This is a genomic window from Aeromonas sp. D3, from assembly GCF_027705025.1.
In the GTDB taxonomy this organism is placed as follows: Bacteria; Pseudomonadota; Gammaproteobacteria; order Enterobacterales; family Aeromonadaceae; genus Aeromonas; species Aeromonas salmonicida.
In genome coordinates, this window is the sequence record NZ_JAPDBE010000050.1 from 12,214 (window position 1) to 27,158 (window position 14,945).

13 protein-coding genes and 3 tRNA genes are annotated in these 14,945 nt (G+C 56.2%); 3 read left to right on the forward strand and 13 right to left on the reverse strand.

The features are described from left to right. Positions 1–51: 51 nt before the first annotated feature. From rpoB to OKC28_RS20470, 11 genes are all read right to left on the reverse strand, one after another. Positions 52–4,080: a DNA-directed RNA polymerase subunit beta gene (gene rpoB, locus OKC28_RS20420; protein WP_005318568.1), complete on the reverse strand. Its 4,029-nt coding sequence runs from the start codon at positions 4,078–4,080 to the stop codon at positions 52–54. A 222-nt stretch (positions 4,081–4,302) separates the two neighbouring features. Then, on the reverse strand, positions 4,303–4,665 hold the full coding sequence (gene rplL, locus OKC28_RS20425) for a 50S ribosomal protein L7/L12 (RefSeq protein ID WP_005318565.1): 363 nt from the start codon (positions 4,663–4,665) through the stop codon (positions 4,303–4,305). A 51-nt stretch (positions 4,666–4,716) separates the two neighbouring features. Beyond that, positions 4,717–5,217, reverse strand: coding sequence for a 50S ribosomal protein L10 (gene rplJ, locus OKC28_RS20430; protein ID WP_005318563.1), 501 nt, complete (start codon positions 5,215–5,217; stop codon positions 4,717–4,719). A 256-nt stretch (positions 5,218–5,473) separates the two neighbouring features. Continuing rightward, positions 5,474–6,175, reverse strand: coding sequence for a 50S ribosomal protein L1 (rplA, locus tag OKC28_RS20435; RefSeq protein ID WP_005318560.1), 702 nt, complete (start codon positions 6,173–6,175; stop codon positions 5,474–5,476). 4 nt (positions 6,176–6,179) lie between these two features. Then, on the reverse strand, positions 6,180–6,608 hold the full coding sequence (gene rplK, locus OKC28_RS20440) for a 50S ribosomal protein L11 (RefSeq protein ID WP_005318556.1): 429 nt from the start codon (positions 6,606–6,608) through the stop codon (positions 6,180–6,182). Positions 6,609–6,741: 133 nt separating this feature from the next. After that, positions 6,742–7,293, reverse strand: a complete 552-nt coding sequence (gene nusG, locus OKC28_RS20445; RefSeq protein ID WP_005318554.1) for a transcription termination/antitermination protein NusG — start codon at positions 7,291–7,293, stop codon at positions 6,742–6,744. Between the two features lie 9 nt (positions 7,294–7,302). Beyond that, positions 7,303–7,674, reverse strand: coding sequence for a preprotein translocase subunit SecE (secE, locus tag OKC28_RS20450; protein WP_005318552.1), 372 nt, complete (start codon positions 7,672–7,674; stop codon positions 7,303–7,305). Positions 7,675–7,734: 60 nt separating this feature from the next. Then, positions 7,735–7,811: transfer RNA gene (locus OKC28_RS20455), tRNA-Trp, on the reverse strand. Between the two features lie 53 nt (positions 7,812–7,864). Then, a complete protein-coding gene (gene tuf, locus OKC28_RS20460; RefSeq protein ID WP_059168183.1) occupies positions 7,865–9,049 on the reverse strand; it encodes an elongation factor Tu in 1,185 nt (394 codons plus the stop codon). Between the two features lie 174 nt (positions 9,050–9,223). Then, a tRNA-Gly gene (locus tag OKC28_RS20465) sits at positions 9,224–9,298 on the reverse strand. A 38-nt stretch (positions 9,299–9,336) separates the two neighbouring features. Beyond that, positions 9,337–9,421: transfer RNA gene (locus tag OKC28_RS20470), tRNA-Tyr, on the reverse strand. A gap of 261 nt (positions 9,422–9,682) precedes the next feature. Between OKC28_RS20470 and coaA the strand changes: the two genes are divergently transcribed. Then, positions 9,683–10,621, forward strand: coding sequence for a type I pantothenate kinase (gene coaA, locus OKC28_RS20475; RefSeq protein ID WP_011898271.1), 939 nt, complete (start codon positions 9,683–9,685; stop codon positions 10,619–10,621). 80 nt (positions 10,622–10,701) lie between these two features. Here the strand turns inward: coaA and birA are convergent, their stop codons facing one another. Together birA and murB are read right to left on the reverse strand one after the other, a co-directional pair. Continuing rightward, positions 10,702–11,667 carry a bifunctional biotin--[acetyl-CoA-carboxylase] ligase/biotin operon repressor BirA gene (gene birA / locus OKC28_RS20480; protein ID WP_021139866.1) on the reverse strand — a complete coding sequence of 322 codons (966 nt, stop codon included), beginning with the start codon at positions 11,665–11,667 and terminating at the stop codon, positions 10,702–10,704. Beyond that, positions 11,664–12,701, reverse strand: a complete 1,038-nt coding sequence (gene murB, locus OKC28_RS20485) for a UDP-N-acetylmuramate dehydrogenase (RefSeq protein WP_270691030.1) — start codon at positions 12,699–12,701, stop codon at positions 11,664–11,666. Before murB ends, birA begins: the two co-directional genes overlap by 4 nt. Positions 12,702–12,828: 127 nt before the next feature. On the opposite strand from murB, the gene OKC28_RS20490 reads away from it, so the two are divergent. Beyond that, the gene (locus OKC28_RS20490; protein ID WP_021139864.1) at positions 12,829–13,482 is read left to right on the forward strand and encodes a potassium channel family protein; all 654 of its coding nucleotides are present in this window, start codon (positions 12,829–12,831) and stop codon (positions 13,480–13,482) included. After that, the gene (locus OKC28_RS20495) at positions 13,479–14,834 is read left to right on the forward strand and encodes a TrkH family potassium uptake protein (RefSeq protein ID WP_270691031.1); all 1,356 of its coding nucleotides are present in this window, start codon (positions 13,479–13,481) and stop codon (positions 14,832–14,834) included. The genes OKC28_RS20490 and OKC28_RS20495 overlap by 4 nt, the downstream gene beginning before the upstream one ends. Positions 14,835–14,945: the final 111 nt, after the last annotated feature.

Below are 14,945 nucleotides of genomic sequence, written 5' to 3' on the forward strand. Positions count from 1 at the left end.
GCCAAAGCAGCGGGGCGCCCACGTCAATTCTCGAACAATAAGAGCGAGCTCTTACTCTTCGTCCAGCTCGATGTTGATACCCAGAGAGCGGATTTCCTTCAACAGTACGTTGAAGGATTCGGGCATGCCCGGCTCCATACGGTGGTCGCCATCCACGATGTTTTTGTACATCTTGGTACGGCCATTCACATCGTCAGACTTGACGGTCAGCATTTCCTGCAGGGTATATGCCGCACCGTAAGCCTCCAGGGCCCACACTTCCATCTCACCGAAACGCTGACCACCGAACTGCGCCTTACCACCCAGCGGTTGCTGGGTAACCAGGCTGTAAGAACCGGTAGAACGCGCATGCATCTTGTCGTCTACCAAGTGGTTCAGCTTCAGCATGTACATGTAACCCACGGTGACCTTACGCTCGAAGACGTTGCCGGTACGACCGTCGAACAGGGAGATCTGACCGGATTCCGGCAGATCGGCCAGCTTCAGCAAGGCTTTGATTTCGTGCTCTTTGGCACCATCAAAGACAGGTGTAGCAACCGGCAGACCCTTGCGCAGGTTACCCACCAGGGTACGTACGTCGTCGTCAGACAGCTCGGCGATGTCCACTTGCTTGGTGTCTTTCTCGCCCAGGTCATAGACCTGTTGCAGGAAGTCACGCATCTCGTGCAACGCGCGCTGTTCCTTGATCATGCGGTCGATCTTCTCGCCGATACCCTTGGCAGCAAGGCCCAGGTGTACTTCGAGGATCTGACCGATGTTCATACGGGACGGTACGCCCAAGGGGTTCAGTACGATGTCGACCGGACGGCCGTATTCGTCATGAGGCATATCCTCGACCGGGCAGATCTTGGAGATAACACCCTTGTTACCGTGACGGCCCGCCATCTTGTCACCCGGTTGGATGCGACGCTTGACTGCCAGGTAAACCTTGACGATTTTCAGTACGCCCGGCGCCAGATCATCACCCTGGATAATCTTGCGACGCTTGTTCTCGAACTTCTTGTCGAAGTCGGCTTTCAGCTCGATGTGCTGTTCGGCGATCTGTTCCAGCTCGATCTGCTTGGCTTCATCTTCGATGGCCAATTCAAACCACTTGGTACGATCCAGCTTGTTCAGACGATCTTCGCTGTAACCTGCGGCCAGCAGCAGATTGCGGGAGCGGCCGAAAATGCCGTCTTCCAGGATCTTGAACTCTTCGGTCAAGTCCTTCTTCGCTTCCTTCAGCTGCATCTCTTCGATTTCTTTGGCGCGCTTGTCTTTTTCCACGCCATCGCGGGTAAAGACTTGCACGTCAACCACGGTACCGTACACACCGTTCGGCACACGCAGGGAGGAGTCCTTCACATCGGAGGCCTTCTCACCGAAGATGGCGCGCAGCAGCTTCTCTTCCGGCGTCAGCTGGGTTTCACCTTTCGGTGTTACCTTGCCTACCAGAATGTCGCCGCCCTTCACTTCGGCACCCACGTAGACGATACCGGACTCGTCCAGCTTGGACAGAGCGGCTTCACCCACGTTCGGGATGTCGGCAGTGATCTCTTCCGGACCCAGCTTGGTGTCACGGGAGATACAGGCCAGTTCCTGGATATGGATGGTGGTCAGGCGATCTTCCTGAACAACACGCTCATTCACCAGAATCGAGTCTTCAAAGTTGTAACCGTTCCATGGCATGAACGCGACGCGCAGGTTTTGGCCCAGCGCCAGTTCGCCCAGATCGGTAGACGGGCCGTCAGCAACCACGTCACCGGCCATGACCGGCTCACCCAACATCACGCAAGGACGCTGGTTGATACAGGTGTTCTGGTTGGAACGGGTGTACTTGGTCAGGCTGTAGATGTCGATGCCGGCTTCGCCTGGCAGCAGCTCATCTTCGTTGACCTTGATAACGATACGGGAGGCATCGACGTAGTCGATCATGCCGCCACGCTTGGCCACTACGGTTACACCGGAGTCAACGGCCACGGCGCGTTCCATACCGGTACCTACCAGCGGCTTGTCAGCACGCAGAGTCGGTACGGCCTGACGTTGCATGTTCGAACCCATCAGGGCTCGGTTAGCATCATCGTGTTCCAGGAAGGGGATCAGAGCGGCTGCCACAGATACGATCTGCTGCGGGCTCACATCCATATACTGGATCTGGTCGGCGTTCATAAAGGTGGATTCACCTTTGTGGCGGCACGGGATCAATTCATCTTTCAGACGGCCATCTTCGGTGGTCGCGGCGTTAGCCTGTGCGATCACGTACTTGCCTTCTTCAATAGCAGACAGATAGTCCACTTCGTCGGTGATCACACCGTCAATGACTTTACGGTACGGTGTCTCGAGGAAACCATACTCGTTGGTACGAGAGTACACGGACAGAGAGTTGATCAGACCGATGTTCGGACCTTCAGGCGTCTCGATAGGGCACAGACGACCGTAGTGAGTCGGGTGCACATCTCGAACTTCAAAACCGGCACGCTCACGGGTCAAACCGCCCGGGCCCAGCGCAGAGATACGGCGCTTGTGAGTGACTTCGGACAGCGGGTTGTTTTGGTCCATGAACTGAGACAGCTGGCTGGAACCAAAGAACTCTTTGACTGCGGCGGAGATCGGCTTGGCGTTGATCAGATCCTGCGGCATCAGTGTGTCCAGGTCGCCCAGGGAGAGACGCTCCTTGACCGCACGCTCGACACGCACCAGACCGACACGGAACTGGTTTTCAGCCATTTCACCGACAGAACGGATACGACGGTTACCCAGGTGGTCGATATCGTCCACTTCGTCATTGCCGTTACGGATGTCGATCAGGCGCTTCATGACTTCGACGATGTCGTCTTTGGTCAGAGTGCCAGCGCCGGTCTCATCTTCACGGGACAGACGACGGTTGAACTTCATCCGACCTACGGTAGACAGGTCGTAACGCTCGGAAGAGAAGAACAGGTTCTCGAACAACTGTTCTGCTGCTTCACGGGTGGGCGGCTCGCCCGGACGCATCATGCGATAAATCTCGACCAGGGCTTCCAAACGGCTGGAGCTGGAGTCGATACGCAGGGTCTCGGACATGTAGGCACCGTGATCCAGTTCGTTGGTGAACAGAACCTCGAAGTGCTTGAAGCCGGCTTGGGACAGGTTGGCAACCGCTTCCAGGCTCAATGCCTGGTTGGCAGTCACAACCATTTCGCCAGTTTGCGGATGTGTGTAGTTCTTGGCAGCAACTTTGCCAACAACATACTCAACCGGTACCTCAATCTGGGTAACGGCGTCTTTTTCCAACTGACGGATGTGACGCGCAGTCACACGACGACCGGTCTCAACCACCACGGCGCCATTGGCCACGATGTCAAAGGTCGCAGTTTCACCACGCAGGCGCTCCGGCACCAGATCCATCATCAACTTGCCATCTTTTACTTCAAAACCTATGGTCTCGAAGAAGTTGGCCAGGATTTCTTCGGAACTGAAGTCCAGGGCGCGCAGAATAATGGAAGCCGGCAATTTACGACGACGGTCGATACGGACAAACAGGTTGTCTTTTGCATCGAACTCGAAGTCCAGCCAGGAACCACGGTAGGGGATAACGCGGGCGTTATACAGCACCTTACCGGATGAATGAGTTTTGCCTTTATCGTGGTCGAAGAAGACGCCCGGGCTGCGGTGCAGCTGGGAGACGATTACCCGCTCGGTACCATTGATAACAAAGGTGCCGTTCTCGGTCATGAGCGGAATTTCGCCCATGTATACTTCTTGTTCCTTGATGTCTTTGACGGTGCCGGCAGCTGCTTCACGATCGTACAGAACCATACGAAGCTTGACACGCAGCGGCGCGGAGTAGGTCACTCCACGGATCTGGCATTCTTTTACGTCAAATACCGGCTCACCCAGGCGATAGCTGACATACTGAAGCTCAGCACTACCGGAGTAACTGGTGATCGGGAAAACGCTACGGAAAGCGGCCTCTAGGCCATATTCACCTTCCGGGTCAGCCTCGATGAACTGCTTGAAGGAGTCCAGCTGAATGGACAACAGATAAGGCGTGTCCAGTACCTGGTCTCGCTTACCGAAGTCCTTACGAATGCGTTTTTTTTCGGTATAAGAGTAAACCATAGGGTTCCTCAGCTCGCTGATAAGTGACCCACTCTGTCCCGCGGGACAGCTCTGTCTCAACACCGTTTTGTGTTGGCCCGGACGATGATACGGTCCGGATTGCTGGTGCACCGAGAGTCGTAAACGGTGTGAAATGCTCTCAGTCTACAGCGCAAAAAGGCTGGTGAACAAATATTCACCAGCCCTAGCCTGTTTTATCAGGCTAATCTACATAAATGCAGATTATTTGATCTCAACAGAAGCACCAGCTTCTTCAAGCTGCTTCTTCAGAGTTTCAGCTTCATCTTTGGAGATGGCTTCTTTCAGGTTGGCAGGAGCGGCTTCTACCAGGTCCTTGGCTTCTTTCAGGCCCAGACCGGTAGCGGCACGAACGGCCTTGATGACGGCAACTTTGTTGGCGCCAGCAGCAGTCAGAACTACGTCGAACTCGGTTTTCTCTTCTACTGCTTCAGCAGCCGGACCGGCAGCAACAGCAACAGCGGCAGAAACACCGAACTTCTCTTCCATAGCTTCGATCAGCTCAACAACTTCCATTACGGACATGGAAGCAACGGCTTCGATGATTTGGTCTTTAGTGATAGACATGACAAAAATTCCTGATGTTGAATAAACTCAAACAGCCTAAATAGGCGAGAATCAAGCAGCAGCTTGTTTCTGATCACGCACAGCAGCGATGGTACGAACCAGCTTGCCAGCAGAGGCTTCTTTCATAGTCGCCATCAACTTCGCAATTGCTTCGTCGTAAGTCGGCAGCGTGGCCAGACGATCAATTTGTGCTGCGGCGATAAACTCACCGTTAAAAGCGCCGGCCTTGATTTCGAACTTTTGGTTCGCTTTGGCAAACTCTTTGAACAGACGAGCAGCAGCGCCCGGGTGTTCGTTGGAGAAAGCAATCAAGGTAGGACCAGTCAATACGTCGTTCAGGCACGCGAATTCGGTACCTTCAACCGCGCGACGCAGCAGGGTGTTACGCACAACGCGCATGTACACACCGGCTTCACGAGCGGTTTTACGCAGGACGGTCATCTTGTCTACAGTGACGCCGCGAGAATCGGCTACAACTGCGGACAGGGCGCCTTTGGCAGCTTCGTTGACTTCAGCAACAATTGCCTTTTTGTCTTCGAGTCCCAATGCCATTGGCTTAACTCCTGGATTGAATCTGAGTCTCATGACTCAGTACTGACACATCCCCCCTACCTTCACAACAGAGGGGAACGATGCGGTAGCAGGATTCCAGAAGAGAAAGAATCTTTCTCGCTGGGTTTCCGGCACCGTCTACGCAGGAAGGATTAAGGCTTTGCAGCCTCCTGCGGTCTTGGACGGAGGTCGAAGCCCCCAACCAATCAAGGCGCAAAATTATAGATTAAATTTTGCGCCTTGTAAAATCCATCAACTAGCCCTGAGCTTCCAGAGAAGCTTGGTCTACGGCAACACCGGCACCCATGGTGGTGGAGATGCTGACTTTCTTGATGAAGATACCTTTGGCGGAAGACGGCTTGGCCTTTTTCAGGGCAACCAGCAGTGATTCCAAGTTTTCTTTCAGCTGAACTTCGTCGAAAGAAACCTTACCCAGAGTGGTATGGATGATACCATTCTTGTCATTACGGTAACGAACCTGACCGGCTTTGGCATTCTTCACAGCTTCAGCAACGTTCGGGGTTACAGTACCGACTTTCGGGTTCGGCATCAGGCCACGCGGGCCCAGGATTTGACCCAGTTGACCAACAACACGCATGGCATCCGGGGATGCGATCACGACGTCGAAGTTCATCTCGCCTTTCTTGACCAGATCGGCCAGGTCATCCATACCAACCAGTTCAGCACCGGCAGCTTTGGCAGCTTCGGCGTTGGCACCCTGGGTGAATACGGCAACACGTACATCGCGACCGGTACCGTGCGGCAGTACAGTAGCACCACGAACGTTCTGGTCAGATTTACGAGCATCGATACCCAGATTGACAGCAACGTCAACGCTCTCAACGAACTTGGCGGTAGCCAGTTCTTTCAGCAGGGCAATGGCTTCGTTGATGGAGTACTCTTTGGTACCGTCAACTTTTTCGCGAATAACGCGCATACGCTTGGAAAGTTTTGCCATTGTCTTAATCCTCCACTACCAGGCCCATGGAACGAGCGGAGCCTGCGATGCAACGTACTTTTGCATCCAGATCGGCACCGGTCATATCCGGCTCTTTGGTCTTGGCGATTTCTTGCAGCTGGGCAACAGTCACCTTACCAACCTTGTCTTTGTTCGGCTTGGCTGAACCAGACTGGATACCGGCAGCTTTCTTCAACAGGAAGGCAGCAGGCGGAGTCTTGGTTTCGAAGGTGAAGGAACGGTCGCTGTAAACGGTGATCACGACCGGAGTCGGTGAGCCTTTTTCCAGCTTCTCTGTACGAGCGTTGAACGCCTTACAGAATTCCATGATGTTAACACCGTGCTGACCCAGAGCAGGACCAACGGGAGGGCTGGGGTTAGCACTGCCAGCCTTAACTTGCAGCTTGATATAAGCTGTGACTTTCTTAGCCATTAGAAAAATACCTCAGAAATGGGTTCTAGCGCCTCGGAGACATGCTCCTGCAAACGGCTCCCCAACTAATAAAGGGGCAGCGAATTATAGTGACATTCGCTGCCCCTGACAACCGTTAACGTACAGAGTTTAATCAGCCCTTTTCGACCTGACCAAAATCCAGTTCTACCGGCGTTGAGCGACCGAAGATCAAAACAGAGACCTTCACGCGGCTCTTCTCGTAGTCCACCTCTTCAACGGTACCGTTGAAGTCGGCGAACGGACCATCGGCAACCCGCACCATTTCACCCGGTTCAAACAGGGTTTTCGGACGCGGCTTGTCGTGGGCATCTTGCAGGCGGTTCAGGATCGCATCGGCTTCCTTATCAGAGATAGGAGCCGGGCGATCAGAGGTGCCACCAATGAAGCCCATCACACGCGGTACGTTACGCACCAAGTGCCATGTGGTTTCATCCATGAGCATCTGAACCAGCACGTAGCCCGGGAAAAATTTGCGCTCACTCTTGCGCTTCTGGCCAGCACGCATCTCGACCACTTCTTCAGTCGGGACCAGTACTTCACCGAACATGTCTTCCATGCCATGCATCTTGATATGTTCGCGCAGGGATTTAGCTACCCGACCTTCATAGCCGGAGAATGCCTGCACGACATACCATCTCATACGTTGTTCACGTTGTTCAGTCATGGCTTATCCTTACACTCCGGTAATCAAGTTGACCAACCAGACCAAGGCACCGTCCAGCATGAACAGCAACAGCCCCATCACGGCAGTCACCGCCAGCACAATCAGGGTTGTCTGAATGGCTTCCTGACGGGTCGGCCATACGACCTTGCGGACTTCCAGGCGAGACTCACGGGCAAATGCCAGTGTCGCCTTTCCCTTGGTGGTTTGCAGGGCTACTGCACCAGCAGCAGCAATGACAACGACCACACCCAGGGCGCGGACGGCAGCGACAACATCGTTGAGCAGGTAATTACCCACTACAGCGGCCGCCAGGATGATGAAAACCAGGCCCCAAAGCAGGGTATCCTTGCTTCCGCCCTGGCTCTCAGAACTAACACTCATACAACCCACCTGTATCTGACGTAACCAAAGACACAAAAGCCCCGTACGAGACGAGGTATATGGCAGGGGCGGCAGGACTCGAACCCGCAACCATCGGTTTTGGAGACCGCTGTTCTACCAATTCGAACTACGCCCCTACATAAGAAAGCCCCTATTATAGGGGCTTTGCTTTATTTATGTAAGCCAAAGATTAAGCAATCACGCTGGCTACAACACCGGCACCTACGGTACGGCCACCTTCACGGATAGCGAAACGCAGGCCGTCATCCATTGCGATCGGCGCAATCAGGGTAACAACCATTTTGATGTTGTCGCCTGGCATTACCATCTCTACGCCTTCCGGCAGTTCGATGGTACCGGTCACGTCGGTTGTACGGAAGTAGAACTGCGGACGGTAGCCTTTGAAGAACGGGGTATGACGACCACCTTCTTCTTTGGACAGTACGTACACTTCAGATTCAAACTTGGTGTGCGGCTTGATGGAGCCCGGCTTGGCCAGTACTTGACCACGCTCTACGTCTTCACGCTTGACGCCACGCAGCAGCGCGCCGATGTTCTCGCCTGCACGACCTTCGTCCAGCAGCTTGCGGAACATTTCAACACCGGTACAGGTAGTAGAAACGGTGTCTTTGATACCGACGATTTCTACGGTCTCACCGACTTTAACGATACCGCGCTCTACACGACCGGTTACTACGGTACCACGGCCAGCGATGGAGAATACGTCTTCGATAGGCATCAGGAACGGCAGATCAATTGCGCGCTCCGGCTCCGGGATATAGGTATCCAGGTGGCCAGCCAGCTCGATGATCTTCTCTTCCCATGCCGCGTCGCCTTCCAGCGCTTTCAGCGCGGAACCACGAACTACCGGCAGGTCATCACCCGGGAAGTCATACTCGGTCAGCAGTTCACGAACTTCCATCTCGACCAGTTCGAGCAGCTCTTCGTCATCTACCATGTCGCACTTGTTCATGAACACGATCATGTACGGGATACCAACCTGGCGACCCAGCAGGATGTGCTCACGAGTTTGCGGCATCGGGCCGTCGGTCGCAGCTACTACCAGGATCGCGCCGTCCATCTGGGCAGCACCGGTGATCATGTTTTTAACGTAGTCGGCGTGACCCGGGCAATCTACGTGGGCGTAGTGACGGATGGCGGTGTCGTATTCTACGTGGGAGGTGTTGATGGTGATACCACGCTCACGCTCTTCCGGTGCCTTGTCGATCTGGTCGAAGGCGAAAGCTTTACCACCGAAGTGCTTGGCCAGCACGTTGGTGATGGCTGCAGTCAGGGTGGTTTTACCGTGGTCAACGTGGCCGATGGTACCCACGTTAACGTGCGGTTTATTACGCTCAAATTTTTCTTTAGACATGATCGTCCCTCTAAACTAACGCTGAGTACGCGGTGGCAAGCCAACCACAGAACAGTTTATATGATGGATTTGAATCTGGTGGGGAAGAGAGGTTGGTGCTGACAGCAAGGTTCGATTGCCGAACTCACCCGCTAAGGTGTGACTCTTGCTATCGCCTGAGCCATATCAGCATCTTGGAGCGGGCAGCGGGAATCGAACCCGCATCATCAGCTTGGAAGGCTGAGGTAATAGCCATTATACGATGCCCGCATTTCTCTAACCCAAAGAACTCAAACCGCAGAGAAATATGGTGGAGGGAGAAGGATTCGAACCTTCGAAGGCAGAGCCGTCAGATTTACAGTCTGATCCCTTTGGCCGCTCGGGAACCCCTCCGGTGCATAAATGCCACAACGGTAATTCTGCTTGCACCCGTTGTTTTTATCGCTTTTGCTGGGCAAATAACGACAGACATCCAAGCGTCGCGCATTTTATTGTAAGGATTTTGGGGATGCAACCATTGCGCCTTGCAAAATGTGCATTATTGCCGGGAAGTATGCAAAAAAGGACTCACTCCCTGCTCGGATCCGCAGCATAGCTTGTCGCTCCCCACCCCTTGGTGTATGGTCGCCCTGCCCAAGAAACAGTGATGACACCATGACGACAGAGCATAACCCCTATTTGCAATTCACCCGCGAACAATGGGCGTTATTGCGCGATGCGGTCCCCCTGACCCTGACCGAACACGATCTGCAGACCCTGCGCGGTATCAATGAAAAGGTGTCATTGCAGGAGGTGGAAGAGATATACCTGCCCCTCTCTCGCCTGCTCAATCTCTACGTCAAGGCCAAGCAGCGCCGCAGCCGGGTGCTGGAACAGTTCCTCGGCCAGTCCCGCGGCAAGGGCACCTACATTATCAGCATCGCCGGCAGCGTGGCGGGGGGAAAGAGCACCACGGCCCGTATCATGCAGGCGCTGCTGGAGCGCTGGCCGGAGCATCCTCGGGTAGAGCTGGTCACCACGGATGGCTTCCTTTATCCCAACAAGGTGCTGGAAGAGCGGGGCCTGATGCGCCGCAAGGGCTTTCCGGAATCCTACGACATCCGCCATCTGGTGGAGTTTGTCGCCAATATCCGCGCCGGCCATGAGAAGGTAGAGGCGCCTGTCTACTCCCACCTCATCTACGACATCATTCCGGATGAGAAGAAGGTGGTGGAACAGCCGGATATCCTGATCCTGGAAGGGCTCAATGTGCTGCAAAGCGGCATGGACTATCCACAGGAACCCCATAGAGTCTTCGTGTCAGATTTTGTCGATTTCTCCATCTATGTGGATGCCGAGACCGAATTGCTGCGCACCTGGTATGTCGAGCGCTTCCTCAAGTTTCGCAGCGGTGCCTTCTCGGATCCGGACTCCTACTTCCACCACTACGCCAAGTTGGCGGAGAGTGAGGCCAGCAAGATCGCCAACACCATCTGGCAAGATATCAACTATCTCAATTTGCAGGAAAATATCCTGCCGACCCGGGAGCGGGCCAATCTGATCCTGACCAAGGGTCATGAGCATGCCATCGAGCAGATCAAACTGCGCAAGTGATGGCCGGTGAGCACAGTACATGAACGAAGAGGGGGCCTGCAGGCCCCCTCTTCCATTGGTGTCTCTGGCACACCGGGATATCAGTCGCCCCGTCGCAGGGAAATCTCTCCCCCCAGATAGAACTTGATCCCCTCGCTCGTCTCCAGGCGCAGGGCGCCGCGATCATCGATGCCACGGGCAATACCACGGATCTCCTGCTCCCCCATCAAGAGGCGCACCGGCCGACCGGCGAAGTGATCAAGCCGGTTCCAGTCATCGACAAAGTGCGACAGCCCCTGCTGCTCGAAGGTCAACATGGCCTGTTGCAGGTGGCCGAGCATGCGGGCGGCCAGCAGATTGCGATCCACCAGTTCCGGCTGGATGTGGCGAAGCTCGGACCAGGCCTGATCGATCCGCTCCCCCTCCCGGGCCGGCATCGCCAGATTGAGGCCCACCCCGATCACCAGGTTGCAGCTGGCGCCGGCGCTGCCGCTCATCTCTACCAGAATGCCCGCCAACTTGCGGCCCTGATAATAGAGATCGTTCGGCCACTTGAGCTCGACCCCCGGATAACCCAGGGATTCCAGCGCCTGCACCACGGCCACTCCGACCGCCAGACTGAGGCCCATGGCCGCCGCCATGCCCTGCTCGAGTCGCCAATACATGCTCAGGATCAGCTGGCAGCCGAAGGGGGAAACCCAGGGCTTGCCACGGCGACCACGACCGGCAGTCTGGCACTCGGCCAGACAACTCTCGCCGGACTGCAGCTGGTTGACTCGCTCCAGCAGATACTGGTTGGTGGAGTCGATCACCGGGAAGCAGTGCACCGGCGCCATGGGGGCCAGCGCCTGCAACTGCGCCTGATCGTACAGCGCCATTGGCACCGCCAGCCGATAACCCTTGCCGGTCAGACTGAACAGGTCAAGCCCCAGCTCCTTGAGCGCTGCCATGTGCTTGCCCACTGCCGCACGGCTGATACCGAGCTGCTCGCCGAGCTGCTCGCCGGAGTGAAACTGGCCATCGCTGAGCAGGGTGATCAGTGTCTGCCTGATGGGAGTAAGCGTCATGCCAGTACCTCATCGAGCCAAGTCTCACCGGTCAGACCCATGAAGCGCACTTCGTGCTCCAGCACCACCCCGAATTTCTGCTCCACGCTGTCGCGCACATGGGCCGCCAGAGCGATGAGCTCCATGGCGCTGGCTCCCCCCAGATTGACCAGCACCAGGGCCTGCTCCTGGTGGACGGCTGCGCGGCCGATGGCAAAACCCTTGAGACCGCACTGATCGATGAGCCAGCCAGCCGCCAGCTTGGCCTGCCCTTCCCCGGCCGGGTAGCAGGGCATCTGCGGATATTGCTGCTTGAGCGTGTCGGCCAGCGTCGTCGTTACCACGGGGTTCTTGAAGAAGCTGCCCGCATTGCCGAGCAGGTTGGGATCCGGCAGCTTGGCCATCCGGGTGGCGCAGACGGTATCAAAGATGGCCTGCGCCGTGGGCGTGTCACCGAGCGCCGCCAGCGGGCCGTAGCCCAGCATGGGCGTCCAGGCCTTGGGCAGACGCAGACCGACGGCGGTAATGAAGTGAGAATCCTGACAGGCGTGCTTGAAAATGCTGTCACGGTAGCCGAAATGACAATCGGCGGCCTTGATATGCTCCACCTGACCGCTCTGCCAGTTGAATGCCTCCACATAGGCACAGAAACGAGCCAGCTCGACCCCGTAGGCACCGATATTCTGCACCGGCGCGGCGCCGACTGTACCCGGGATCAGCGCCAGATTCTCCAGACCATACCAGCCCTGCTGCAGGGCATGACACACCAGTTGATGCCAGTCCTCACCGGCGGCCACATGCAACAGCCAGTGCTCCCCCTCATCCTGCAGTGCGATACCCTTCAGCCGGTTGAGTACCACCAGGCCAGCGAAATCATTGCAAAACAATATATTGCTTCCACCACCCAACACCAGGCGGGGCAATTCTGCCAGTTCAGGACTGGCCAGGATCTGCAGCAGGTCATCAAGATTGTCTACCTCCGCCAGCCAGAGGCAGTGGGCATCGAGGGCCAGGGTGTTGAGCGTCAACAAGGAGGCGTGGGGGGTGAGTTTCATCTGCGTGTCCCGACAATAGCAAGCGGGCAGTCTACCTTATATTCCCGCCGGACGAAAAATCCCGCCCTCTTTTCGGACTCGATCTGCTGGAGTAGAGTATCCGGCTCCGACTCCCGAGGAAGTACTCATGAACAACCAATTTGCCGTCATCGGACTGGGGCTGTTTGGCAGCGCCCTGTGCGAAGAGCTGCAACGGCAGGATGCCGAGGTGCTGGCGATTGATATCGACGAAAGCAAGACCCGCCAGATAGCCACTCTGTGCAGCCATGTCATCGTCGCCGATGCGACCGATGAGGCTACCGTGGCAGAGCTGGGGCTGGCCAACTTCGACATCGTTTTTGTCGCCATCGGTGACAATCTCGAGACCAGTATTCTCACCACGCTCGTCCTGAAAGAGGCGGGCGTGAAGAAGGTGTGGGTCAAGGCCCGTGACAAATTTCACGCCAAAATCCTGCATAAAGTCGGGGCCGACAAGGTGATCAATCCGGAGTGGGACATGGGCCGACGAGTCGCCCAGAGCATGCTGGACAACCGGTTGTTCGACTATCTGGAGCTGGGCCACGACATGGTGCTGACCGAAGTCGTTATCGGTCTGCAGCAAAATGCCCGCAATCTCGGTGACTTGCATCTGCTGCAACAGAACGACTTCCAGCTGCTCGCCATCAAGCGAGGCGATGTGCTGCATAACGTGCTGACCGGCAAGATGGAGCTGCAACTGGGCGACATACTGATCATGGCGGGCAACAAACACGCCATCGACCACTGGCTGGAAACCCTATGATCAATTGGCGCAGCAGCTACGCCTTCGCCCTGCATCGGGATGACAACTCCCGCTGGAGCGAAGCCAAGCTGATCCTGGGCAGCTTTCTGGTCATCCTGCTGGTCGGCACCATTTTTCTGGTGCAACCCTCCAGCCACAATGGCGAAGTGACCTTCGTCAACGCCCTGTTCACCGCCACTTCGGCCATCAGCGTGACCGGGCTTGGTGTAGTGGATACAGGTACCGCCTTCACGCTGCAGGGGCAGATCTTCCTGTTGATATTGATGGAGATTGGCGGTCTGGGTCAGATGACAATGACACTGCTGCTGATCGCCATGTTCAGCAAACGGGTCGGCCTGCGCCAGCAGGTGCTGGCCAAGGAGGCGCTGGGACAGGAGGGCTCGGTCAACATAGTGGGGCTGGTGAGACGCATAGTGCTGTTCGCCTTTATCGCCCAGCTGATCGGCACCGCTGTCATGGCCATCCGCTGGGTGCCCGATATGGGCTGGGAACGCGGTCTTTACGTCAGCTTCTTCCATGCGGTTTCCGCCTTCAACAACGCCGGTTTTTCACTGTTTCCCAACAGCCTGATGGATTATCGGGATGATCCCCTGATCTCGCTGACGATTGCGCTCTTGCTGATCCTGGGGGGCATAGGCTTTACCGTCATCGTCGATCTGGTACGCAACCGCCGCTGGCGCAAACTGAAGCTGCACAGCAAGCTGATGCTGGTGATGACCCCTGCCCTGCTGCTGCTGGGCACCCTGATGTTCTGGCTGCTGGAGCGCAACAATCCGGGCACCCTTGGCGGCGCCTCCCTTGGGGGGCAATGGCTGGCGGCCTTCTTTCAGTCGGCCAGTGCGCGGACCGCGGGCTTCAACAGCATCGACACAGGGCAGATGGTCCCTGCCGCCCTGCTGTTCATGATGATGTTGATGTTTATCGGGGCAGGTACCACCTCTACTGGTGGTGGCATCAAGGTGACTACTTTTGCGGTGGTGCTGCTGGCGACCCGGGCCTTCCTGAGCAAACGACCCCACGTCACCGCCTTTGGCCGCACCCTCTCACCCCAGATAGTGACCCGCTCGCTGGCCATCATCATGGTCAGCACCATGGTGCTGATGCTGGCGATGTTCCTGCTGATGGTGACCGAGGATCTGCCGTTCGACAAAATCATGTTCGAGACCGTCTCTGCGTTCGCCACTGTGGGGCTTTCCACCGGCATTACTGCCTCCTTGAGCGAGCCGGGCAAGCTTATCCTGGCACTGGTGATGATCTGTGGTCGTCTCGGCCCGCTGACCCTGGCTTTCATGCTGGCGCGCCCGAGCGAAACCCGCATCAAGTACCCGGAAGAGAGTGTCTATACGGGCTAGTTCCAGGTGCCAGATAGAAAAAGGGGCCAAGGGCCTAATGCCGATCAGTTAAGGATCCATTGACCGATCCTGCTGATGTGTAAAAATCCGAAACCTGTTGATTTGGTTTCG

Excerpts from the sequence above, each read along its gene's own strand:
- nusG (WP_005318554.1), bottom strand. The coding sequence starts at position 7,293 with ATGACTGAACAACGTGAACAACGTATGAGATGGTATGTCGTGCAGGCA.
- murB (WP_270691030.1), bottom strand. The coding sequence starts at position 12,701 with ATGAAACTCACCCCCCACGCCTCCTTGTTGACGCTCAACACCCTGGCC.
- OKC28_RS20490 (WP_021139864.1), top strand. The coding sequence starts at position 12,829 with ATGAACAACCAATTTGCCGTCATCGGACTGGGGCTGTTTGGCAGCGCC.
- secE (WP_005318552.1), bottom strand. The coding sequence starts at position 7,674 with ATGAGTGTTAGTTCTGAGAGCCAGGGCGGAAGCAAGGATACCCTGCTT.
- rpoB (WP_005318568.1), bottom strand. The coding sequence starts at position 4,080 with ATGGTTTACTCTTATACCGAAAAAAAACGCATTCGTAAGGACTTCGGT.
- OKC28_RS20495 (WP_270691031.1), top strand. The coding sequence starts at position 13,479 with ATGATCAATTGGCGCAGCAGCTACGCCTTCGCCCTGCATCGGGATGAC.
- rplL (WP_005318565.1), bottom strand. The coding sequence starts at position 4,665 with ATGTCTATCACTAAAGACCAAATCATCGAAGCCGTTGCTTCCATGTCC.
- rplA (WP_005318560.1), bottom strand. The coding sequence starts at position 6,175 with ATGGCAAAACTTTCCAAGCGTATGCGCGTTATTCGCGAAAAAGTTGAC.
- birA (WP_021139866.1), bottom strand. The coding sequence starts at position 11,667 with ATGACGCTTACTCCCATCAGGCAGACACTGATCACCCTGCTCAGCGAT.
- tuf (WP_059168183.1), bottom strand. The coding sequence starts at position 9,049 with ATGTCTAAAGAAAAATTTGAGCGTAATAAACCGCACGTTAACGTGGGT.
- coaA (WP_011898271.1), top strand. The coding sequence starts at position 9,683 with ATGACGACAGAGCATAACCCCTATTTGCAATTCACCCGCGAACAATGG.
- rplJ (WP_005318563.1), bottom strand. The coding sequence starts at position 5,217 with ATGGCATTGGGACTCGAAGACAAAAAGGCAATTGTTGCTGAAGTCAAC.
- rplK (WP_005318556.1), bottom strand. The coding sequence starts at position 6,608 with ATGGCTAAGAAAGTCACAGCTTATATCAAGCTGCAAGTTAAGGCTGGC.